This window comes from Alloprevotella sp. (assembly GCF_057240785.1).
Window position 1 is genome coordinate 40,243 of the sequence record NZ_DBHHRH010000032.1, and the last position, 23,117, is coordinate 63,359.

The following is a 23,117-nucleotide window of genomic DNA, read 5'->3' on the forward strand; positions in this document are numbered from 1 at the left end:
CTGGTATACAATTTGTATTATTTCACATAGTATACAATTTACATTATATATCATGTCAAAAAATAAACACTATAACAAAGAGGAACAAGAAATCCATTTAAAAGATACAACAGAAAGGCGAAGTAATCAGGCAAACGAAACAACTCTTCAAGCTGACGCAGAAGGAGAAGTTCAAAAAGAAAAAATTACAACAGAAGAGAAACTTGCAGCTACAGAAGAAGAAAACGCAAAACTGAAGGATCAATTATTGCGCCAAATTGCGGAATTCGACAACTATCGGAAACGCACACTAAAGGAGAAGGCTGAACTCATTCTGAACGGAGGAGAAAAGACACTCTCCTCTTTACTTCCCATTTTGGACGATTTGGAACGTGCTGAAAAGAATATCCAAGAAAACACTAATATTGAGACACTCAAAGAAGGTCTAGATCTCGTTTTCAAGAAGTTCCGTGACACACTGGAGAAACAAGGATTGAAAGCAATTGAGACAAAAAATCAGGATTTTAATACAGATTTTCATGAAGCTATTGCCATGATTCCTGTACCCGAAGGAGATCAAAAAGGGAAAGTTATAGATTGCGTTCAAACGGGTTATACACTTAATGATAAAGTCATACGCCATGCAAAGGTGGCTGTAGGTCAATAAAAGAACATGGAAGAAGACTACTACAAGATTCTAGGTGTCGAAAAGGATGCAACGACGGATCAAATAAAAAAAGCCTATCGCCGCACAGCCATAAAATATCATCCTGATCGCAACCCTAATAATAAAGAAGCCGAAGAAAAATTCAAACAGGCAGCTGAGGCCTATGAAGTATTAAGTGATCCTGAGAAGCGTGCAAAATATGACCAGTTTGGAAAAGCAGGTGTTGACGGGAGTACTGGAGGATTTGGGGGATTCGATGCTAGCGGCATGGATCTCAATGATATCATTCGCAACTTCGCACAAAATTTTGGTTTTGGCGGCTTCAGTGGTTCATTTGACGATGCAAGCAGCACTGATCCACGTAAATACCAAGGCAGCGATTTGAGAGTTAAAGCAAAGCTCACGTTGCAAGAAATGGCACAAGGCGTCACAAAGAAATATAAGGTTCAAAAAGATATAACTTGCCCCGAATGCCACGGAAGCGGATGTGAAAAGGATTATAAGCCAGAAAATTGTACTACTTGTCAAGGACGTGGCTATGTACTACACACACGGCAGTCTTTTTTTGGCATGACTCAAGTACAGGAACCTTGCCCAACATGTCATGGAGAAGGCACAGTTATAAAAAAGCCTTGTAGTCATTGTCATGGTGAAGGAATTGTCAAAGGCGAAGAGATTGTAGAAGTAAAGATTCCTGCAGGTGTCGTTGAAGGTATGATTGTTAATGCTCATGGCAAAGGCAATGCAGGCAAGCATAATGGCATTCCTGGTAATATTCAAGTAGTCATTGAAGAGATACCCCACCCTGAACTAATTCGTGATGGACAGGATTTAATATATAATTTATTACTAACTATCCCTCAAGCTGTCCTAGGAGATTCCGTTGAAATCCCAACCATTGATGGGAAGGCTAAAATAAATATTAAAGCGGGCACACAACCTGGGACAACGCTTCGCCTCCGTGGCAAGGGGCTACCAGCAATTAAGGGATATGGTTATGGAACTGGAGATATTATTGTCAATGTCAGTATATATATTCCTGAAACCTTATCAAAGACAGAGAAAAGAATTTTTGAAGATCTAAAAGATAGCGAGAATATCCAAAGCTCTCCATCTATTAAAGATAAGATTTTCAAAGCTTTCAAAAATTATTTTAAAGCTTAACTATAATAGCTCCTTTCAGCTGAAAGGAGCTTTTTCGATATGAACTACTCGGAAACTATTCATTATTTATTTAATGTAACACCTCTATTCCAAAATCTTGGAGCAGGGGCTTACAAACCTGGACTGCGAACAACGGAGACTCTTGATGAGCATTTTGAACATCCACACCATAGATTTCGCAGCATTCACGTAGCAGGAACAAATGGGAAAGGGAGTTGTAGCCATACCATAGCTGCTATACTTCAAGCTGCGGGTTATAAAGTTGGTTTGTTTACCTCTCCGCATCTACTAGATTTTCGTGAACGAATCCGCATCAATGGAATAATGATTCCAGAACAATATGTAATTGATTTTGTGGAAAAAGAAAAGAGTTTTTTCGAGCCTCTCCATCCGTCGTTCTTTGAAATTACAACAGCTATGGCCTTCAAGTATTTTGCAGAAGAACTTGTGGATGTAGCTGTTATTGAAGTTGGATTGGGAGGACGCTTGGATTGCACTAATATCATTAAGCCAGAACTCTCTATCATAACTAATATAAGTTTTGATCACCAACAGTTCTTAGGCAATACACTTACAGAAATTGCAGGAGAAAAAGCAGGTATCATAAAAAGAGATATACCTGTTATTATTGGAGAGACAGTACCAGAAACTCGGCTTGTTTTTAAAGAAAAGGCTAAAACAGTAGATACAAGGATTATCTTTGCAGAAGATGCCCCTATTGTTCTGAAATCTTTTGTCAATGGAAAGAACTTTAGAGTCTATAACACAACCATCTACGGAGAGATTTATGGAGCACTAACAGGAGATTGCCAAGATAAAAATACAAACACAATTCTTACCGCGATTACTCATTTAGACTGTTTCAAGATTCCACTACAAGCAATTTTAAGAGGCTTTGCAGAAGTTTGCGAAACGACGGGACTCATGGGACGCTGGCAATATATACAAAAAAATCCCACAGTTGTTTGTGATACAGGTCATAATATGGGAGGATGGAAATACTTGGGAGAACGATTGACTAAAATCAGCCAAGAGCAACCTCTCAAAATTGTCTTCGGTATGGCCAACGATAAAGACATTGATGGAGTTTTAGAGATTCTTCCTAAAACCGCGCAATACTATTGGGCTCACGCTAGTGTTGATAGAGCACTTACTGAATCACAGCTTGAAGGAATTGCAGCAAAATATGCACTACGAGGAAAAAAATTCACAACAGTAGAAGCGGCATATAAACAAGCACTTCTAGAGGCTTCAGCAAATGATTTCATTTTTGTAGGAGGCAGCAACTTTGTTGTATCAGATCTTTTATCTTATCTTAATCGCCTAGAAGCATAGGAATGCCACAAAATACGATACGATCGTGCTAACATCTGTTTAGACAAGAATCACCAATTATGTCAGCAGAAGTTAGCACATTCTTTTATATATTTGTTAAAATACTATAAGCCATGAAAAACTAAAGAGAAAACCACGTGGTTATTATTAGTTTCTACAGTATCTTTGCATTTGTAAAATCTATATTCAGATACAACTGAGTAAAAGAATAATAAACAACTCGGACTACTTGAAACAATAAAACATCATAGATAAAAAGAATTATGAGAAGATTTGTCTATTTAGCACTCGGTATCATCCTATTTGCCGGTTGCAGCAAGAAACAACAAGGTTTGCCAGACGCAGACAACAGTTATGCAGTAGAAACTGTCAATTCGTCTAGTGCAGACTTAAACACAACTTATCCTGCTACAATAAGGGGTATTCAAGATGTTGAAATTCGTCCAAAAATCTCGGGTAATATAACTCAGATCTATGTAGCTGAAGGACAGACTGTCCATCGCGGACAAATATTATTCACCATTGATAGCGAACAGTATGCTGCAGCCGTAAGAGCTGCGGAGGCTCAAATCAAAGTATGCCAAGCAAATATTGCCACCCAACGGCTGACAGTTGCCAATCAACGCCTACTTCATTCTAAACAGATTATAAGTGATTATGCTATGAAGTCGGCAGAGAATCAATTACAAGCACTACAGGCTCAACTAGCGAGTGCACAAGCACAATTATCCAGTGCACGCGATAACCTTAAATGGTGTACTGTCAGCAGTCCTGCTGATGGTGTCATCGGTCTTCTTCCTTATAAAGTTGGTACACTTGTTGGTCCATCTATGGCTGAAGCATTTACAACTGTCAGCAATATAGAGCGTGTCCACATTTATTTTTCAATGACGGAAAAACAACTTTTAGCTATGGCTCGCACTGGCAATGGAGGAGTGAAAGCTGCAATCAAAAACATGCCAAATGTTCGATTAAAGTTAGCAGATGGGACTATGTATGATGAATATGGAACTATTGATGCCGTTAGTGGAATAATCAACCAATCAACAGGTGCCGTACAGATGCGCGCAACATTCTCAAATAGTCGTCATTTACTCCACAGTGGAGGAACCGGTAATATCCTTTTGCCCACTATTGTAAGCAATACAATAAAAGTACCTCAGGCAGCAGTCACAGAGATTCAAGATAAAAAATTTGTTTACATTGTTGGTGCCAAGAATAAAGTCAAAAGCACTGAAATTACTGTTGAGGAACAGAACGATGGTACATACTATTATGTAACAAGTGGATTAAAAGCGGGTGATCGCATTGTTATAGAAGGTGTTCAGAACCTAAAGAATGATATGGAGATCAAGCCTATCACTCCTCAGCAAGCAGCAGAAAAAAGAGCACAAGCTGCAAAAGATGTAAAAGAGGGGAAACTCCCGTTTTAACACTTAAAGTATTGATATCATGTCGTTAGATAGATTTATAAATCGGCCTGTACTGTCTACCGTTATTTCGATTTTCATTGTAATTCTCGGTATCATCAGTATCACATCACTGCCCATTACGCAGTATCCAGAAATTGCACCCCCAACTGTTTCGGTAGCAACCTCATACACTGGTGCAAATGCTCAGTCTGTACTCAACTCTGTGATCATGCCTTTGGAAGAACAGATCAATGGTGTAGAGAATATGGACTATATGACATCCACCGCAACAAATACTGGCCAGGCAAATATTTCCATCACGTTCAAACAAGGGACTGATGCGGATATGGCTGCCATCAACGTACAGAACCGTGTAAGCATGGCGCAAGGTCTTCTTCCAGCGGAAGTAACACGTGTAGGTGTCATCACTCAAAAGCGTCAGAATTCTAAGCTAGTGGTTTTCTCCCTCGTTGACATGGAAGATAAATACTCGCAAGAATTCCTCGACAACTATGCAAAAATTAATGTTGTCCCGCAGATACAGCGTATTAAAGGAGTGGGTGAAGCCATGGTCATAGGTTCTGACTATTCGATGCGTATATGGCTAGATCCAGCTAAAATGGCGGAATATCACCTGATGCCTTCTGATGTCACAGCAGCCTTAGCCACTCAAAATATTGAGGCAGCTCCTGGTACTCTCGGTGAACGCGAAAATCAAACATATCAATACACTCTTACATGGAAAGGACGCCTCTCTACTGAAACAGAATTTGGTGATATTGTTATCAAGGCATTGCCAGAGGGGGAAGTTCTGCGCTTGAAAGATGTTGCAAAAATTGAATTAGGTAGCAGTAGTTACAGCTTTGGTGGCAAGGTAAATGGGCATAAAGCCGTCCCATGTATTGTCTTCCAGCTTTCAGGAACAAATGCTACTGAAACAGTAAGCAATATCACGAAATTCCTTGATGCCCAATCTGCATCCCTTCCCAACGGAATGGAGTTTGTGCAAGCACAAAATGTAAACGACTTCCTTTTTGCATCAGTAGAGGAAGTTATCAAGACTTTGCTTGAAGCTTTTATCCTAGTATTCTTAGTCGTCTATATTTTCTTGCAAGATATGCGTTCTACGCTCATCCCTGCCATTGCAATCCCCGTCAGTTTGATTGGCGCATTCTTCGGTATGAGTCTCTTAGGATTTTCTATCAACCTACTCACACTGAATGCTCTTGTCTTGGCCATTGCGATTGTGGTAGATGATGCGATCATTGTAGTAGAAGGTGTTCACGCAAAGTTAGACCAGGGCTACTCTTCAACAAAGAAGGCCTCCATTGATGCCATGCGCGAACTGGGCGGTGCTCTTGTCAGCATCACGCTCATCATGATGGCAGTATTTATTCCAGTAAGCTTTATCAGTGGAACGTCCGGAATCTTCTATCGCCAATTTGGTCTGACAATGGCTATCTCCATATTCTTCTCTGCCTTAAATGCTCTTACGCTATCACCTGCCTTGTGCGCAATCTTCTTAAAAGCACACGACAAGGATGGAAAAGAGAGGAAGATGAGTTTCGTTGATAAATTCCATACAGCATTTAATACATCTTACGAACGCATCCTTGGAAAATATAAGAATTCGGTTGTTAAGATATGTCGCCGTCCAATTATTGCTATTTCAGCTGTAATTATTGGTATTGCTGGACTTATGTTCCTCATGAAAGTCACCCCAGATGATATGATACCTTCTGAGGATACCGGCACCATCGTGGGGGCTATATCTCTCCCCCCTGGAACTTCGCAGGATCGCACAGACAAAATCTTAGCCCAAGTTGACAGTATTGTTGCTACATGTCCAGCAGTCCAGAGTCATACGCTTATTTCTGGGTATGGTATGACCGGTGGACAAGGTGCAAGTTATGGCTCAATTATTATTAAACTTAAACCATGGTCGGAACGTTCAATGAAGGAAAATTCACAAATTTTGGCCATCCAGTTTTTACTTCGCTCACGCGATGTTATCAAGGATGCTCAAGTACTTTTCTTCCAACCGCCTATGATTATGGGTTATGGTACCACAAATGGTTTTACCTTCTCTCTCCAAGACCGAACAGGTGGTGATTTAAATAAATTCTTCAAGGTAACTCAAGATTTTATTGCAAAGTTGCAGGAACGCCCCGAAATTCAACAGGCACAGACGACCTTTAGTCCTAATTTCCCTCAATACCTTATTGATATAGATCCTGCACAATGTCTGAAAGCCGGTTTAACGCCAAGCGATATTCTCACAACTCTGCAAGGGTATATTGGTGGCCTTTACTCCTCCAACTTCAACCGCTTCGGTAAATTGTACCGTGTTATGATACAAGCAGAAGGAGACAAGCGAGTTAATACGGAAAGCCTGAAAAATATCATGGTTCGCAATGGTAGTGTAATGGCTCCTATCACGCAATTCATGTCTATTAAACGTGTTTACGGCCCCGATAATATCAACCGTTTTAACATGTACACATCCATTTCTGTGAATGGTTCACCTGCGAGTGGGTACACTTCTGGACAAGCAATGAAAGCCATTGAAGAAACAGCAGCTCAGAATCTTCCAGCAGGCTACAGCTACGAATTTTCTGGTATGACCCGTGAGCAGAACAGTCAGTCAAATACAACAATCTATGTATTCGCCCTCTGTTTGCTATTCATTTATCTCCTCCTTGCTGCACAGTACGAAAGCTATATTCTCCCATGGTCAGTACTGCTTTCTGTGCCCTTCGGTCTTGCAGGTTCGTTCCTTTTCTTGTGGATGATGGGGGGTATAAATCAGATTCTACCAATATTCGATAATGCATCTAACAACATATACGTACAGATTGCGTTGATCATGTTGATGGGACTTTTAGCAAAAAATGCAATTCTCATTGTAGAGTTTGCCCTCGAACGCCGAAAGATGGGTATGAGCATCACCTGGGCTGCAGTTCTCGGTGCTGGTGCACGTTTACGCCCCATCTTGATGACCTCCTTAGCTATGATTGTCGGACTCTTACCTTTGATGTTCAATTTTGGTGTTGGTGCCCACGGAAATAGATCTCTTGGTACAACTGCCGTTGGAGGTATGCTAGTAGGCGTTATTTGCCAAATCTTCTTCGTTCCGTCCTTATTTGTCATATTCCAATCCATTCAAGAACGCTTCAAGCCAATGATTTGGGAAGATATTGACAATAGTGATGCAGAAGCAGACATTGAGCAGTACAAAAAAAAATAATTTATATGAAGCCAGTTGGAATACACTCCCAACTGAGCTTCTTTCCAAGACAAAAATTATGAAGAATTTTCTTTTTATAATCATAGCAAGTGCTACCCTATCGTCTTGCGGCCTCTATAAAAACTACGAACGTCCAGCAGATATAAAAATACCCAATAATATCTATAGAGATTCTACTAAGCTGGAGAACATTATAGATGCCGATACGACAAACTTTGGTAATATGCCATGGCGTGAAGTTTTTGTCGATGCGCGTCTTCAAAACCTCATAGAGAAAGCTCTTGCTAATAACACAAATTTGCAGCAGGCTGACTTAACAATTCGTCAAGCTGAAGCGGGATTAAAGATTAGTAGGTTGGCCTTCCTTCCTAGTGTAAGTTTATCCCCGCAAGGAACAATTACTAGTTGGGACTTTAGTAAGGCAACAAAGACCTACAGCATTCCTGTACAAGCCAGCTGGCAAATTGATGCCTTTGGTACATTGCGCAATGCAAAGAAACAAAGCGAAATGAGTTTGATGCAAACACGTGCTGCCAAACAGGCCACACGCACCTCTATTATTGCATCTGTAGCCAATCTCTATTACACTCTTGAGATGCTCGACGCTCAACTTGCAACAACCAAGGCTACGGCGAAACTTTGGGATAAGAATGTTTCTGCAATGGAAACGATGTTTAAGGCTGGACTCACTAATAGCTCTGCCGTATCACAAGCAAAAGCCAATCGACTTTCTATTCTTACAACTATTCCTGCAATGCAAGCAAGCATTCAGAAAGCAGAGAATTCTCTTTGTGCGCTCCTCCATGAGGCTCCTCACTCCATAGAGCGTGGATCATTGGAAGATGTCAAACTCCCCTCTTCGCTTTCAGCAGGTGTTCCTATGCAGCTACTCTCCAATAGACCAGATGTGAGAAGTGCAGAACTCCAAATGGCCTATGCCTTCTATGGAGTTCTTGGTGCACGCGGTGCTTTCTATCCGAAAATCACCCTTTCCGGTGCAGCATCTTGGACAAATAGTGGAGGCTTAGGAGTTGTGAATCCGGGAAAAATACTAGCATCTGCTGTAGGCTCGCTTGTTCAGCCGCTCTTTGCACAAGGAAAACTTCGTGCTAATCTTGACATTGCTAAAGCGCAACAAGAAAGTGCAACACTTAGTTTTGAGCAAAAACTTCTTGATGCAGGAAACGAAGTGAACGAAGCTATCGACAACTATAATGCTGCAAAACTCCGCATTGACGGCAATAAGGAATTGGTAAAAGAACTCACAAAGAGTGTTGAAACCACTGATTTCATTTTCAAGAATGACAATTCTGTTTCGTATCTTGAAACACTTACCGCTCAACAAAGCCTTCTTCAAGCTCAACTGAATCTCATTAGTGCAAAACTTGATAAAGTCCAAGCCGTCATCAGCCTCTATCAAGCACTCGGTGGTGGCCGCGACTAAACCTTTATTTAACCTTTAAGTTATGGCAAATCAAATTAGTCCATTAGCCTCCATTGCCACTTCGGCACAACTGGGTGAGAACATTAAGGTAGGACCTTTCTCAGTAATTGGTGAGAATGTCGTCATTGGTAACAACTGCGATATTCATTCCCATGTGTCAATCCTTCCAGGAACAACCATTGGTTCTGGTAACCGCTTCTTTGAAAATACTGTAATAGGAGCAGAACCACAGAGTTTTCGTTACAAGGAGGGAGATAGTCGCCTAGTTATTGGTAACGGCAATACCATTCGCGAAAATGTAGTAATAGCTGGATCTCTAAATGCAGACCATGCTACGACCATTGGTGACGAAAACTTCATTATGGATGGTGTGCATATCTGTCATGATGTGCAAATAGCCAACCACTGCGTTGTAGGCATTCATTCTCAGATTTCTGGAGATTGCTTGATAGAGGACAATGTCATTCTCTCATCGGCAGTTATCTTGCAACATAAAGTTCGTGTAGGTCGCTACACTCTAGTACAAAATGGCTGCCGTACAAGAAAGGATATCCCTCCCTATATTATTCTTGGCGGAAATCCTGCTACATACCATGGAGTGAATGCTGAAATACTCTCCCAATATGCAGGCGTCAGTGAAAAAATTCTTCGCCATATTTCCAACACATATCGCCTTATATATATGGGCAACTTCTCTCTTGAAGATGCCCTCATCCGTATTGGGCAGCAGATTCCACAGAGCGAAGAAATTGACAATATAGTTAATTTCATCAAAGCTTCAGAACAAGGCATTGTGAGGAGAATGAAAGAAGAACAATAATACAAACAACATAAAAAGACACGGAAAATAAGGTATTTTCCGTGTCTTTCATTTATTGCTCTTCAAAGCCCAAAAAACAGTACTATTACAGCATGTAAAAAACACAAATGTGGTAATCCTAATTCGGTTTAAGGATTTTTTGAGGTGTTAATAGTGCACAGTTCCTTCTTTTGATCTTTATTCTCAACCGAAAGAAAAGTGTTTCATAAAAAGTTTTTAGAACAGAGTCAACTGTTTTACTTTCTCTATTTCTCTCACCTCAAACTCCATATTGATGAAAAGTTGGGTGTCTGTAGAATCAATAAAACCCCAATTCGGTTTAAGCAACGCTCTTTCATGAGTTTCTTAAAACCGAATTGGGGTTATCAGCCAATATCCTTATAGTGTCAGCAGGTTTCCTTATTACATTTTTAGAGAAGATAAAAGATTATAAAACAATCAGGTAAAGCTCTTTTTATAAAGTATAATATATGCAATAAAGAAACAGTTAAGAAAACAGGTCTTACAAGAAAAATCCGCAACATCTATAATAGGTATTGCGGATATGAAAATTCCTGTTTATCAGTAGTTTTATTTCTTTGCTTGTTCACGCAAAATCTTCTCGATATAAATTTTCATAATTTCCACTGCACGAACATTTTCTCCTCCTTGAGGAATGATGAGATGAGCAAACTCTTTAGTCGGCTCAATAAACTCGCGGTGCATAGGTTTGAGCACTTTTAAATAGCGATCCATCACGACTCTAGCTGTTCTTCCACGCTCAACAACATCACGTTCTATAACTCGAATAAGGCGTTCGTCGGAATCTGCATCAACATATATACGCAAATCCATCATGTCGCGCATCTCTTTACGATATAAAGCCATGATACCTTCTATAATAATAACATTGGTCGGCTCTACGTGTATAGTTTCAGGCAAACGATCACAAATAGGAACACTGTAAGTAGGTTGTTCTATTGCTCTCCCCTCCTTCAATTCTTTGATTTGTTGCTCTAATAAATCCCAATCAAAAGCATCGGGATGATCATAATTCATTTTGCGCAATTCAGAAAGAGCTACACCTTCTGGAGCACGTTTATAATAAGAATCTTGTGGAATTATGGATACTTGATTAGCTGGTAGTTGCTCTATGATCTTACGCACTACCGTTGTTTTCCCAGAACCAGTTCCACCTGCAATACCTATAACAATCATCGTAAAGATTTATTTGCTTTGTTTTCTTTATTTACGCCTATTTTAAACAGGTTAATGCAAATATAGACTAAAAATAAGGAAAAACAAAGCATCTAGAGATTCCGACTAAAGAAAGGCAAGGAAAGCTATGAGTAAAAAAGTTAGAGCGTGGCCTAAAACAATCACGCGAATATCTGCCTCAGAATAACCTGTAAGAGTTCTTACGGCACGAATTCTTCCGAAATGTGGTGAATTGACACGTTTGTGCAACCGCAAGAAAAGTAAATACATCAAACTGCCCAAAAGAAGTTCACCAATAAATTCACTTCCCCATTCCAATGGACTTACTATCGATAAATACAGCCGAGTCCAACTATTTAGAATACTCCATGCAACGAGGCACAGCGTTAAATTGCGATGGCGCACAAGGAGAGCGAGGAAGATGCCCATAGCAGGCGCAGCTGGAATAAGACTTGCTAAAATTCCTACTCCTTCTCTATGATAGTTTAACGCAAGGATAACCATATCCTTTGAAAGAGTATCGGGGGAAAAATAACTTTGAAGTATGTATATTCCTTGATTAGCCAACACTACTGTAGAAAACAAGAACAAAAAGATCCACAACAATTCTTGCAAATTATTATTACGTATCAACACATACATGAAGAGCAGCATCAATGGGAGCCACAATGCAGGATACGACAATACAGAAGCTAAACTATCGAGGAAAAGAGAATGATATTGCATAGGATTTTATAGAATATTTCCTATTCAGACTTTTTCCAAAGAAGTCTGTTCCAACCAACCACTTGTCCCATCTGGCAAAATGACTTGTAGCCACATTCCGCTTTCTGAAGATACCTCCACTGTTACTCCTGCATGTAAGGTTCTCATCTTACGAGCAGAAGTTACCGCACCATCAAAAAGTTCACAATCTTTCATCACAACCCCCAACTGCTTATTATAGTATTGATAACGAAGTTGATAAGCAAAGGTAAGGCTAACCAAACTTAGTATCGCAACCAAGATAAGGGAAAAGAGAACCGCTTTTTGCATCCAAACACTCTGCACAAAACGAAAGAGAGCTAAAAAGACAAAAGTAATAAACAGAAAAGAAAGTCCGACAAAAGCCCAAGTATCAGGATTTAAAGATGTTCTGAGCTTTCTAATCAGAGGGAAAAAGAACATTTCAGAGGGAGCATCAAACTTATCTGGTAATTGAATCTGACTCAGTTCCAAACTATGGCGTATATCATCATTAGCTGGTTCTAAACGCAAAGCGCGTTGGTAATTAAGAATAGCATATGGCAAATTATCTTGTCGATAATAGGCATTACCTAAATTATTGTACTCGGCCACATTAGGACTTTTCTTCAAATCTACTTCATAAATGCGCGTTGCTTCCACATAATTCTTTGCAGCATAAAGACTGTCGGCCATGTGCTTTTGTGCCATCGCGGCCACAAAACCTAACAACCAAAAAGACAATATATATAAATGTGTCTTCATAAGCTTCTTATCTTTTCTTTTTTTCCATTTTACTTAACACATCAAAAGCCTTAGTTAATAGCTCTTGATTAAACAGTTCTCCAGAGGGAGCGAAGCGAGCGTATTCGCATTCTGAAACAACACCAACAAACTCTTCAACGACTGCCTCATCGAGCCCAGCCTTGTGAAGATGTAACTGAAGAGAGTCCTTGCTAAAATCGCTCATCGCTATATGGAACTTAGAATCTACATATTCTTGCAGTATCCGAGACAACTCTTCATAAAAAGCTGGATTATCTATAGTTTGAAGCTTTTTATCTAAGGCTTTCAGACGTTGATTGGCCACTCGACCTGCTTTATCACGTCTACGCCCTGAAATATCATGAATTTGAGATATATACTGAGCTGCAAACTTATTCCCTATAATGCCTAACAATAAAATCAACAACAAAGAGATATAGAAAGCCCAACTTCCAATCCAAAAAGGATGATTTAAATCGCGAGTAGAAACAGGTCCCGTAATTATAGGGTTTATATCGCTTTTTCTAAGAGCCATTTCCTCCTGAACATCTTCTCTGGAGCGCACACCTTTTTCAACATTCAAATTGAGCGCATCAAGATGTAATGTCTCATAATGTTGAGTCTCAGGATTAAAGACTCGCATATCAACAGCTGGAATTTCGTATTTTCCTACATTGTGAGGAACAAACGTATAATCATAATAAACCTCCCCCGTCGTTCCCGAGGATGTTACTTTCGTATTATAAGTGGTTTTGGGAGCATACGAATCAAAGTCTTTGGGAAAAACTAGAACAGGTGCTGGAATCAGTTTCAAATTTCCAGTTCCACGAAGCGTTAAGCGGTAATTTATCACATCGTTAGATCGTGGTACTTTTGTTTGTAAATTACTCGTGAGTTTAAACTGACCAACGCCCCCACAAAAATTTGTAGGTTTAGGTTCAGGTAGAGGAATAACGTCTATATTCGTTTCAGGAACTTGACGATTTACTTTTACACCTATCACACCATTATTGAAGAAGGCATCAAAAGGATCAGAATACTGCTCTTGCTGTGCTACTACACATTCAAAAGAAAGACTAGGTATGGACACTTTCCCCGTTTTTTGTGGAAAGATAACATTCTGATAAATCACACCAGTCCGATATAACTTTCCACCTACAGATTCATTACTTATTTGTATGCTTTTAACAGGAATCTCTTGAGAGACTAGACCTTTAAAGTCTGGTTTGCGTGTTAGCATAACATTACTGAGTCCTACACCTGGTCGGCAATGAATCTTATAAGTTAATAAAATTGCCTCTTGTTCAAACACACGCTTACGATTTGGCGTAACGGTTATAAACAAGTCTTTATTAGTTACTGCTGAACCTACTTTTTGCACAGAATTTTGATTAACGGAAGAATGCTGGAATTGGGAGGACGAATTTGCCGCACTCGCTGCACCTTTCACTCGAATAACAGAAGGACTAGAATGAAGTATATGACCATTCAATGTTACTGAAGCAGCACCTATTTTAAACGTTCCATTCTTGCGTGGAGATAACAAATAGGTATATGTTGTAGAAGAAGAGGATGTTGTGCGTCCATTTATCATTTGAATACTATTGGATGTAGACACATTAGGTCCTGCAAGAACATCAAAATCAGGAAAGGACGGACCACGGAAATCTTTTGCATCAGAACTTCCTACTATAAATCGTACATAAAAAAAGTCTTCACTCCTATCAACCACTGATGGAGCCTTAATAACCAAGGATTGAGAAGACATCACAGTAGGTAGAAGTAACGAAAAAATAGCAAAGAAAATATACCTAATCATTCTTTTCACAATTTTGCATACAAAAGTAGTGCTTGCTAAGCAGATAAACAAATATCTCACCGATAGCAAAGAAATCGAGAAGATTAAAAAAGTAGTTTTATAAAGAGCAAACTCATCCATAGAGCTTAAAAAGCTATGTCATCTACAACAGATGGCATAGCTTTAATTACTATGTTCAATAAAGTCTAACAAATATTAGCTTTATCGCTTACTTACTTCAAAACAACAGTGATGTCCTTGCCTTCTTCTGTTACTACGATTTTGTCTTCACGAAGTAACCAGCCCAAACCTAAATAGAGGTCTTTGTCGGCACGCACTTTTATTGCTTTCTTCAAATCTTTGCCTGAAAGCTCTCCATTTGCATTAAGAGCTTCCCAAATCTTTCCAGCTAATGCGCCTGCTTTTTCTTGAAACATAAACTTGAATTTAATAAAATTAACGGAGATATTTTATTTCCTTTGCGACAAAGATAATCTTTTCTAAATGTAATGTTTACATCCTTAGCACTTTACCATGAGATATTGCATTCTTTCTGTAAAATAATTCATTTATTCCATTGTGATTTACTATTTTTGTAATCTGTATTTAGCAAGTATTCCTCAATAAAATGTTCTCTATCCTTATTCCTACATTTGAATACGATTGTTCTAAGTTAATTGATGACTTAAACACACAATGCCAAGAGTTACACAAAGAGCAGCCAACAGATTTTATGTATGAAATTATTGTGAGTGATGACTGCTCCACTAAAGAACATTATAGAACTTTGAGTGAAAAGTTAGAAGGCATATCTTCGTGTACGCTTATTCATCAAGAGAAAAATACGGGAAGAGCACGTAATCGTAACATTCTAGTTGGAATGGCTCAGTACAAATGGGTAATTCTAATAGACGACGATGCAGAAGTTTGCACTCCGGACTTTATCCGCACCTATTGGACACATCGGCACGAAGCTGATGTGGTTTGCGGTTCACTAAAAAATCCGCAAACTCCCCCACAAAGAGAGCATGAACTACGTTATGTGTATGAACATCATGCGCAGAAACATCGTTCGGTGCAATACAAAAACAACCATCCTTATGATGCCTTTACAACCTTCAATGCTTTGTTCAAAAAGGACATTTTTGAGAGAATTCATTTCGATGAGCGTTGCAAGGAATATGGATATGAAGATGCCCTTCTTGGTATCACCTTGGAAAAAGAAGAATGTAGTATTCTCCACATTGACAATCCACTCATTCATGCAGGAATAGATTGCAATTCAGATTTTCTAAAAAAGACAGAAGCTTCACTAAGAACACTAAAACATTTAGGTTTTCCTATGCAATTACGGGCTGGAACTTCAATATATTATTCAATCTTTGAAAGATTCCATGCGGCATGGCTCTTACGCCTTTTATTCCGACTACTTAATAAAAAAATAAGAAGGAATCTTTTGAGCTCTCACCCAAAAGTATTCCTTCTCAATACATATAAACTACTTTATTATTCTCAACTCTAGAATGGTACCTCATTAGGAGCTGGTGGCATATCGTCAAATCCTTGTTGAACAGATTGGTTCATCTTCGAAGAAATGATATTTGCATCTTCACCTGGCAAAGGTACAACCTGATCGTCTTCAGGATTCTCAAAGCGCACATATTTTCCTTTGAAGCGCAGTGTCACATCCCCCACCGAACCATTACGATGCTTTGCGATAATGATTTGTGCCATACCCTTGAGGTTGCGACCATGCTCATCTGCAAAGATATGGTAGTATTCTGGACGGTGGATAAAGAGCACCATATCGGCATCTTGCTCTATGGCTCCCGACTCACGCAAATCACTTAACTGAGGGCGTTTTCCCTCAATTCCTTCACGGCCTTCAACGCCACGATTCAACTGACTCAAAGCTATAATAGGAATATTCAACTCTTTAGCCAGACCCTTCAACGAACGGCTAATAGTACTCACCTCTTCTTGTCGAGAATTATAAGACATGCCACTTGCATTCATCAACTGCAAGTAGTCAATCATAATCATCTTTATACCATGTTCTCTCACCAAGCGGCGCGCCTTTGTTCGAAGTTCAAAAACCGAGAGGTTGGGCGTATCGTCGATATACAATTCCGCACCATCCATCAAGCGTATCTTAGAGTCCAGCTGTGGCCATTCGTATTCTTTCAACTGCCCATTACGAATTTCTTCACTAGGTATCTCACAAACATTAGCTATAAGACGATTTACAAGCTGAACGTTGGACATTTCCAATGAAAAGAAAGCCATAGGAATTTTCTGGTCTATGGCAATATTACGGGCCATACTCAAGGCAAAAGCTGTCTTACCCATCGCTGGACGTGCTGCTAAGATAATCAAGTCTGTCCTTTGCCAACCGGCAGTCATTCTATCTAGTTCATGATAGCCAGAAGGAATTCCGCTCAAACCGTCTTTTCGTGCTGCCGCGGCTTTCAGTTGTTCTATTGCATCTCTAATAACAGGCTCAATATTGGTATAATCCTTTTTGACATTGGATTGTGAGAGTTCAAAAAGTTTTCCCTCAGCCTCTTGCATCAAATCGTCAACATTGGTGGTTGCGTCAAAGGCCTTCGACTGTATCCCAGATGTGTAAGTAATTAGTTCACGCGCAAGAGCCTTTTGAGCAACAATTCGCGCGTGATACTCTATGTGCGCACTACTTGCCACCATACCACTCAACTGAGTGATATAGAAAGGTCCACCAATCTCCTCTAACTTGCCTTCCCTATTGAGTTCCTCTGTAACAGTAAGTATGTCAACGGGGCGTTCATCATGATAAAGCTGCTGAATGGCAGAATAAATCAATTGATGACGGTGTTCATAGAAAGATGTAGGACGAAGGATGTCAGAAACACGAAAAAAGGCTTCTTTCTCAATCATCAAGGCACCCAAGATAGCTTGTTCAAACTTAGGTTCTTGTGGTTGCAAACGACCAAGATCGTCTTGTATTGGCACGACAGTCTGAGCCTTTCGTGAACGACGAGTAGTATTTGTAATGGGCATAGTCTCTACTTATTTTTGGGATGCAAAAGTAACACTATTTCTACACTATGAGAGCTAAAGCAATGAAGAATATCACTGCCGCTCATAACAACCAATGTCTGGCGTATTACCTTGCAAGCGAGGATGTCCCAAACGATCTGTAGGATAATTATTGCTGATGCCATCATCTGCGTGCCCCACAGCTTGAGACAAGCTATCGAGCTGAAAAGTAAAAATCAATTTGTCGTAATTAAAGGTAGGAGTAAAATTTTTAGAATTAGAAAAATCTTTCGGATTATCGCCTTCCCAAAAGCAATTCAAGAAATGCTCATCAGCAACTTTCTCGGTATTCAATAAACAGTTTCTAAACAAATAATTAAAGGCGATACTACTCCCCTTTTCTTGTTGCTCACCCTGCACATCATCTTTATTTCGTCCTGTCACTATTGTATTGAAAACATTCAAAGCTGTCAAAGGTATGCCATAGCGACCATCATAATTCGAGAAGCGCAGAGCCACTCCGTCACCGCCCACTAAAGGATAGAACTGAGCTATCGTGCAATGAATAAACTGAACATCGCCACCTTTAACACTCACACAATCGCCACCTGCGTTGGTCAACTGACTATTAATAACGAATACTTTATTAGACTTTAGGGAAAGTCCATCACTAGCAACATTGTGAACTACACAACCATTCATTGTCAGTTTTGTTTGCAAGACATTTGAACTATCACAACGAATGCCGTATTGGCCACTATGAATGTCAGTGTACATCAAACTGTTGTCATAGCTTTCGGCTGCAAAAAAAACTCCCCCCCACTGGTTGGGAATGCGATCATAGGGGATACCGCTAAGCATATTTCCCAAACGGTCGCCACGTAGTACCACATTTTGTTGAGCACTACCCTCCGACTGTAATTTTCCTCGTACGATAAGACTTGCACCTGGATGGAAATAAAGTCGCGCACCTTGAAGTAATTTTAGAGTAGCTCCCTGTTCTACGACCAAACTATCAAAAATCTGATACGGACGATTTGCTGTAAAAGTTGTATCTGAAGATATGGTGATTCCTTTAAGGTGATAGACACCTTGTGCGTATGCTTGCAGCACTACATTCTGCACTCTTCCTCCTTCTGTTTGGAAAAATAGGCGATCCCTTACGATTGCAGGAGCATCCTCATCAATTTCTGGAGTATTGAGAAAGAAGAAAACAAACATACTATCTTTCTTCGCTATCTCAAAATCTGTTCCGACACCATTGGCTAGCATTTCGCCATCAATATTAACACGGAATGGAGAATTTGCTCCCTTCTCTAACCAAGCTCGAGTAAGACGGATGGATTTATTATTGGGATTATAGACCTTGAAAGTATCCGTTTGCGTAGGAAGTCCCGCCAATATTGTATCAAGCGAAAGAGTATCTCTATTGAAACGTAGAGAAGCCGTGTCAGAAACAATATATTGATCTTCATCTACGCAGCCAATGGCCACAAAAAGAAATACAAAAATGTAGAGTAACTTATTCATGATAGATAGAACGAAGAAACAGATTATTTATTACATACATAATCATATTTTTATCCTTTGAGAGAACATAAAAAAGCTAGCAATTCTCAAACCCTACTTCTTTCTGCTATTACCGAAATCTCTATATAGATAAATTATATAAAACAGAGAAAAAGAATGACAACAATCGCCCACAAAAAACATATTTGTTGTCAATTTTATTCTTATTTTATCACCCCAAGAATAGCCTAAAAATCAATTTCTCTACAACAGATCGAATATAACCTCCCAAAAACACCTCTAAAAATAGGATTATTTTCAATTTCTCAAGAGCAAATTTTATTTTCTAGTATAGGATTTTTATTTTGTAGTATAGGATTTTGAAATATAATAAGGAAAATTTCAATTACAATAAGGATGTCAGCCGACAGTTTTATTGTATTTTCGAACAGAATAAAGATAAAAATAGGCTTTATAATACTGAAATCGCTTCAACTTTGATAAAAAAGCACATAAAAAAGTGCGTGTATTCTTACCATCTTTCTTTTTTGAGGAAACTTTTTAAAAGAAGCTTCTCTATTCCCAAGAAATAGATTGTCAAATAAAACGACAACCTACAACACATTTCCTCCTCTCTTTTTTCAAAACAGAAAACGACTTTTAGAACACAACAAGAAATACATTGTCATAGTCGAGGAGAAAGAAAATATATAAAGCAGGTTTTTAGTGACTAGCTCAACTAAAAAACCTGCTTATATAAAGGGTTTACTTACCAGCTTCAGGGATTCGCTTCAAAAGTAAGCAAAGATGATCCCAAACCATAGGCACTGTAGGAATCAGCAAGCGTTCGTCAGGGCTATGCACACCGCGAAGAGTTGGACCAAAGCTTATCATGTCCATATGAGGGTACTTCACACTGAACAGGCCACACTCCAACCCAGCATGGATTCCTAATACTTGAGGTTCTTTGTTGAAGAGCTCTTTGTAAGTTTCAACTGCCATCTTCACAAGAATACTGCTAGGATTAGTTGTCCAACCAGGATAACCGTCACCAGTTTTGACGTTCTGTGCTCCTCCCAGCTCGAAAGCAGCACGGACCATGGCACTTATATTGCGACGATTGCTCTCAATACTTGAACGCTGACTTGTGATGACTACTACAGCAGGTTCTTTCTGAGATGCAGCAAAGAAAGCCAATTCAGGATTTGATGCAATTTGCTCAGGAGTCATTAAGCGAATGCTAGCAAGATTTGAGCTCGTTTCTACAAAATTGTCAATGGTTTGGCTCATTGCTAAAACGCCATTATGCACAGCGCGTAAGGACAGTAACATCTTACGAGTTTCAGCAGGAGCCTGAGCCATTTCGGCAGGAGCTTCAGAAATGAGAGTTGCCATTATAGACTTTTCCGTCTCAGAGAATTCATTTTTTATCTCATCCTGGAACACTGCTAAATCCTCTTGTAACTGTTTGCTGAAAGAAGAGGGAACTGCGCAAAGTGCTTCAGCCTCACGTGGGATGGCATTATGAAGGCCTCCAGCTTGAATATCTACAAGGCGGAGATCCGTTTTCTCCATTTCGTCGCAAAGGAAACGCAGCAACAATTTATTAGCATTGGCACGCTTCTTATTAATGTCATCACCTGAGTGACCACCCATCAATCCCTTAACTACAACACGGAACGTATCAAAGCCTGCAGGGAGAGATTCTTTAGTGAAGGGGAACGCCGCAATCGTATTGGCACCACCAGCACAACTCACAAAGATTTGTCCTTCGTCCTCAGAGTCAAGATTGATAAGGTAGTCGCCCTCCATAAAGTCGGACTTCATACCAAAAGCACCAGAAAGACCCGTTTCTTCATCGCGCGTAAAAATACACTGGATAGGACCATGCTCTATATCTGAGGATTGTAGTAGCGCCATTTCCATAGCAACGCCAATACCATCATCTGCACCCAGTGTGGTTCCTTTAGCTTTTAGCCATTCTCCATCAACATAAGTTTGAATAGCGTCTTTCTTAAAGTCGAAATCCACATCTGCATTTTTCTCACAAACCATATCCATATGGCTTTGCAGCACAACAGTTGCGCGGTTCTCATACCCAGGAGTGGCTGGCTTAAAGATAGAAACATTTCCTGTCTCATCTATTTTTGTTTTTAAGCCTAATTCCTTACCAAAATTCAAAAGGAACTCAGCCATTTTTTCTTCGTGCTTAGAAGGTCGAGGAACTCTATTTACCATCGCAAAGCAATCAAAGACTTCTCTCGGTTGTAAATCTTTATTTTCCATAAGTTGTTTTTATAAATTGAGTATAATGCAAATTTAGGAACAATTTCAAATGTTCAAGACTTCAGACAAAGAGAAATGATAAAAAAACATTAAATATTAGAGATTATAACACTTTTAGCGTAACTTTGCGCCCTAAATAAAAAGAATATCAGATGATAAAAACACTATTGATATTGATATTGATAGTAGCCGTTAGTTTCTTGCTTCTTGGTGTTAGATTATTACTCGGTAAGCAATTCATACACACACACATAGAAGGAAATAAAGCGATGAACGATCAAGGTATCACTTGCTATCGTGATATGGAAAAGAAAGAGCGTAGTCATAACCGATTCGCAGTGTCAGAGAAATCAAAATAATAACAGCAATGAAATATACAACTCTAATGTTGGCTGCGCTCACTTTAGTTGCAACCAGCTGTAACAACAAAAACAAAAGTACTCAGCCCAAAGAGAATGGACTGGCAAGAGTTTCTACTCAAGAAACAAAAGGAGGCAACATTGCCTATGTAGAATTGGATAGCTTTGCTACGAAATACCAATACTGCATCGATCAAACGGAAGCCCTAAAGCAAAAGCAAGCTTCCTACCAGCAGAAACTTCAGTCTGAAGAAAACGCACTTACAAATTTAGCCTCTACAGTTCAACGTAATGCACAGAAAGGTGTATACAAGAGCGAAGATGAATATAAGCGTGCAATGGCTAGCGGTCAGCAGAAACAACAAACGTATATGCAGCATCAACAGCAATACTCTGCAGAAATGGAAAAAGCTACGAATGCATACTACGAAGAATTCCACCGTCGCGTAAAAGATTACTTGAAAGAATATAACAAAGATGGTCGCTATGCTATGATTCTTACAAATAGTGCAGCAACTGTCAATGTTCTTTATGCTGAGCCTTCACTGAATATTACAGATGAAGTTATTGAAGGTCTTAACAAGCAATATAAGAAGTAATTAATAAAAGCCACGTTATCACATCCCGATAAGTGGGTATAAACAAAAAGGCGCACATTCTTCTTATGTGCGCCTTTTCTGTTTATGTATTCTCAATCTTTATGTAATAAATCTGGACGAAGTTTAAGCGTTCGTTCATAACTCTGCTGTATCTCCCATTCCTTAATCTTAGCATCATTACCACTCAATAGAATGTCAGGAACTTCCCAACCTTTATAGTTACTTGGGCGCGTGTAGACGGGAGCAGAGAGAAGATTGTCTTGAAAAGAATCGCTCAATGCACTTTGTTCGTCTGAGATACTCCCAGGGATGAGACGTACTACAGAATCTATAATTGCAGCTGCAGCTATCTCTCCACCTGTTAATACGTAATCTCCAATGGAAATTTCTCTTGTAATAAGGTGTTCGCGAATACGATGGTCTATACCCTTATAATGTCCGCATAATACTATGAGATTCTGATGAAGGCTAAGTTTATTAGCCATGGGCTGGTCAAAAGTTTCACCATCGGGCGTAGTAAAAATAACCTCATCGTAATCGCGTTCTTTTTTCAGCGCAGAAATACAATCATCAATAGGCTGACACTGCATTACCATGCCGGCAAATCCACCATAAGGATAATCATCTACACGGCGATGTTTATCCTTTGTATAATCACGCAAATCATGGATGCAAATCTCAGCTAAGCCTTTCTTCTGTGCGCGAGCTAAGATAGAAGTATTAACAAATCCCGTCAGCATCTCAGGCAATACCGTAATAATATCTATACGCATCTTCCTGTTCTTAATTATTTTA

The 23,117-nt window shown here is 39.5% G+C and carries 19 protein-coding genes; 10 read left to right on the forward strand and 9 right to left on the reverse strand.

Going from position 1 to position 23,117, the window contains the following annotated elements; genetic code table 11:
- Window positions 1-52: 52 nt before the first annotated feature.
- The 7 genes from ACO4R2_RS07295 to lpxA all read left to right on the forward strand — a co-directional run bounded on the left by ACO4R2_RS07295 (window position 53) and on the right by lpxA (window position 10,068).
- Window positions 53-646, forward strand: a complete 594-nt coding sequence (locus ACO4R2_RS07295) for a nucleotide exchange factor GrpE (RefSeq protein ID WP_484769736.1) — start codon at window positions 53-55, stop codon at window positions 644-646.
- 6 nt (window positions 647-652) lie between these two features.
- A complete protein-coding gene (gene dnaJ / locus ACO4R2_RS07300) occupies window positions 653-1,810 on the forward strand; it encodes a molecular chaperone DnaJ (RefSeq protein ID WP_484769737.1) in 1,158 nt (385 codons plus the stop codon).
- Between the two features lie 39 nt (window positions 1,811-1,849).
- Window positions 1,850-3,145 (forward strand): bifunctional folylpolyglutamate synthase/dihydrofolate synthase, encoded by a 1,296-nt coding sequence (locus ACO4R2_RS07305; protein ID WP_484769738.1) that lies wholly within the window; start codon window positions 1,850-1,852, stop codon window positions 3,143-3,145.
- A gap of 263 nt (window positions 3,146-3,408) precedes the next feature.
- A complete protein-coding gene (locus ACO4R2_RS07310) occupies window positions 3,409-4,578 on the forward strand; it encodes an efflux RND transporter periplasmic adaptor subunit (protein WP_484769739.1) in 1,170 nt (389 codons plus the stop codon).
- Window positions 4,579-4,597: 19 nt separating this feature from the next.
- Window positions 4,598-7,804, forward strand: coding sequence for an efflux RND transporter permease subunit (locus ACO4R2_RS07315; RefSeq protein WP_484769740.1), 3,207 nt, complete (start codon window positions 4,598-4,600; stop codon window positions 7,802-7,804).
- A gap of 58 nt (window positions 7,805-7,862) precedes the next feature.
- Window positions 7,863-9,248, forward strand: coding sequence for an efflux transporter outer membrane subunit (locus ACO4R2_RS07320; protein WP_484769741.1), 1,386 nt, complete (start codon window positions 7,863-7,865; stop codon window positions 9,246-9,248).
- 22 nt (window positions 9,249-9,270) lie between these two features.
- Window positions 9,271-10,068, forward strand: coding sequence for an acyl-ACP--UDP-N-acetylglucosamine O-acyltransferase (gene lpxA / locus ACO4R2_RS07325; RefSeq protein ID WP_484769742.1), 798 nt, complete (start codon window positions 9,271-9,273; stop codon window positions 10,066-10,068).
- Window positions 10,069-10,638: 570 nt separating this feature from the next.
- Here lpxA and udk read toward each other — a convergent pair.
- The 5 genes from udk to ACO4R2_RS07350 form a co-directional block, all read right to left on the reverse strand.
- Window positions 10,639-11,265: a uridine kinase gene (gene udk, locus ACO4R2_RS07330; RefSeq protein WP_311490423.1), complete on the reverse strand. Its 627-nt coding sequence runs from the start codon at window positions 11,263-11,265 to the stop codon at window positions 10,639-10,641.
- A gap of 105 nt (window positions 11,266-11,370) precedes the next feature.
- Window positions 11,371-11,991, reverse strand: coding sequence for a hypothetical protein (locus tag ACO4R2_RS07335; RefSeq protein ID WP_311490425.1), 621 nt, complete (start codon window positions 11,989-11,991; stop codon window positions 11,371-11,373).
- A gap of 24 nt (window positions 11,992-12,015) precedes the next feature.
- Complete coding sequence (locus ACO4R2_RS07340; RefSeq protein ID WP_484769743.1) at window positions 12,016-12,753, reverse strand: tetratricopeptide repeat protein; 738 nt, start codon at window positions 12,751-12,753, stop codon at window positions 12,016-12,018.
- 7 nt (window positions 12,754-12,760) lie between these two features.
- Window positions 12,761-14,692 carry a BatD family protein gene (locus ACO4R2_RS07345; protein WP_484769744.1) on the reverse strand — a complete coding sequence of 644 codons (1,932 nt, stop codon included), beginning with the start codon at window positions 14,690-14,692 and terminating at the stop codon, window positions 12,761-12,763.
- 92 nt (window positions 14,693-14,784) lie between these two features.
- Window positions 14,785-14,988 (reverse strand): winged helix-turn-helix domain-containing protein, encoded by a 204-nt coding sequence (locus ACO4R2_RS07350; RefSeq protein WP_311490429.1) that lies wholly within the window; start codon window positions 14,986-14,988, stop codon window positions 14,785-14,787.
- A 191-nt stretch (window positions 14,989-15,179) separates the two neighbouring features.
- Between ACO4R2_RS07350 and ACO4R2_RS07355 the strand changes: the two genes are divergently transcribed.
- Entirely contained in the window at window positions 15,180-16,073 is an 894-nt protein-coding gene (locus ACO4R2_RS07355; protein WP_311490431.1) for a glycosyltransferase, read from the forward strand.
- On the opposite strand, the gene dnaB is transcribed toward ACO4R2_RS07355, so the two are convergent.
- From dnaB to ACO4R2_RS07370, 3 genes are all read right to left on the reverse strand, one after another.
- The gene (dnaB, locus tag ACO4R2_RS07360) at window positions 16,070-17,590 is read right to left on the reverse strand and encodes a replicative DNA helicase (protein WP_311490433.1); all 1,521 of its coding nucleotides are present in this window, start codon (window positions 17,588-17,590) and stop codon (window positions 16,070-16,072) included. The genes ACO4R2_RS07355 and dnaB overlap by 4 nt on opposite strands.
- 72 nt (window positions 17,591-17,662) lie before the next feature.
- Entirely contained in the window at window positions 17,663-19,099 is a 1,437-nt protein-coding gene (locus tag ACO4R2_RS07365) for a hypothetical protein (RefSeq protein WP_484769745.1), read from the reverse strand.
- Between the two features lie 744 nt (window positions 19,100-19,843).
- The gene (locus ACO4R2_RS07370; protein ID WP_484769746.1) at window positions 19,844-21,364 is read right to left on the reverse strand and encodes an aminoacyl-histidine dipeptidase; all 1,521 of its coding nucleotides are present in this window, start codon (window positions 21,362-21,364) and stop codon (window positions 19,844-19,846) included.
- Between the two features lie 173 nt (window positions 21,365-21,537).
- On the opposite strand from ACO4R2_RS07370, the gene ACO4R2_RS07375 reads away from it, so the two are divergent.
- Entirely contained in the window at window positions 21,538-21,723 is a 186-nt protein-coding gene (locus tag ACO4R2_RS07375; protein ID WP_484769747.1) for a hypothetical protein, read from the forward strand.
- Between the two features lie 8 nt (window positions 21,724-21,731).
- Complete coding sequence (locus ACO4R2_RS07380; RefSeq protein ID WP_484769748.1) at window positions 21,732-22,322, forward strand: OmpH/Skp family outer membrane protein; 591 nt, start codon at window positions 21,732-21,734, stop codon at window positions 22,320-22,322.
- A gap of 92 nt (window positions 22,323-22,414) precedes the next feature.
- Here the strand turns inward: ACO4R2_RS07380 and trmD are convergent, their stop codons facing one another.
- Window positions 22,415-23,095 carry a tRNA (guanosine(37)-N1)-methyltransferase TrmD gene (trmD, locus tag ACO4R2_RS07385; protein ID WP_311490439.1) on the reverse strand — a complete coding sequence of 227 codons (681 nt, stop codon included), beginning with the start codon at window positions 23,093-23,095 and terminating at the stop codon, window positions 22,415-22,417.
- Window positions 23,096-23,117 lie beyond the last annotated feature (22 nt).

Excerpts from the sequence above, each read along its gene's own strand:
- ACO4R2_RS07295 (WP_484769736.1), top strand. The coding sequence starts at position 53 with ATGTCAAAAAATAAACACTATAACAAAGAGGAACAAGAAATCCATTTA.
- dnaJ (WP_484769737.1), top strand. The coding sequence starts at position 653 with ATGGAAGAAGACTACTACAAGATTCTAGGTGTCGAAAAGGATGCAACG.
- ACO4R2_RS07305 (WP_484769738.1), top strand. The coding sequence starts at position 1,850 with ATGAACTACTCGGAAACTATTCATTATTTATTTAATGTAACACCTCTA.
- ACO4R2_RS07310 (WP_484769739.1), top strand. The coding sequence starts at position 3,409 with ATGAGAAGATTTGTCTATTTAGCACTCGGTATCATCCTATTTGCCGGT.
- ACO4R2_RS07315 (WP_484769740.1), top strand. The coding sequence starts at position 4,598 with ATGTCGTTAGATAGATTTATAAATCGGCCTGTACTGTCTACCGTTATT.
- ACO4R2_RS07320 (WP_484769741.1), top strand. The coding sequence starts at position 7,863 with ATGAAGAATTTTCTTTTTATAATCATAGCAAGTGCTACCCTATCGTCT.
- lpxA (WP_484769742.1), top strand. The coding sequence starts at position 9,271 with ATGGCAAATCAAATTAGTCCATTAGCCTCCATTGCCACTTCGGCACAA.
- udk (WP_311490423.1), bottom strand. The coding sequence starts at position 11,265 with ATGATTGTTATAGGTATTGCAGGTGGAACTGGTTCTGGGAAAACAACG.
- ACO4R2_RS07335 (WP_311490425.1), bottom strand. The coding sequence starts at position 11,991 with ATGCAATATCATTCTCTTTTCCTCGATAGTTTAGCTTCTGTATTGTCG.
- ACO4R2_RS07340 (WP_484769743.1), bottom strand. The coding sequence starts at position 12,753 with ATGAAGACACATTTATATATATTGTCTTTTTGGTTGTTAGGTTTTGTG.
- ACO4R2_RS07345 (WP_484769744.1), bottom strand. The coding sequence starts at position 14,692 with ATGGATGAGTTTGCTCTTTATAAAACTACTTTTTTAATCTTCTCGATT.
- ACO4R2_RS07350 (WP_311490429.1), bottom strand. The coding sequence starts at position 14,988 with ATGTTTCAAGAAAAAGCAGGCGCATTAGCTGGAAAGATTTGGGAAGCT.
- ACO4R2_RS07355 (WP_311490431.1), top strand. The coding sequence starts at position 15,180 with ATGTTCTCTATCCTTATTCCTACATTTGAATACGATTGTTCTAAGTTA.
- dnaB (WP_311490433.1), bottom strand. The coding sequence starts at position 17,590 with ATGCCCATTACAAATACTACTCGTCGTTCACGAAAGGCTCAGACTGTC.
- ACO4R2_RS07365 (WP_484769745.1), bottom strand. The coding sequence starts at position 19,099 with ATGAATAAGTTACTCTACATTTTTGTATTTCTTTTTGTGGCCATTGGC.
- ACO4R2_RS07370 (WP_484769746.1), bottom strand. The coding sequence starts at position 21,364 with ATGGAAAATAAAGATTTACAACCGAGAGAAGTCTTTGATTGCTTTGCG.
- ACO4R2_RS07380 (WP_484769748.1), top strand. The coding sequence starts at position 21,732 with ATGAAATATACAACTCTAATGTTGGCTGCGCTCACTTTAGTTGCAACC.
- trmD (WP_311490439.1), bottom strand. The coding sequence starts at position 23,095 with ATGCGTATAGATATTATTACGGTATTGCCTGAGATGCTGACGGGATTT.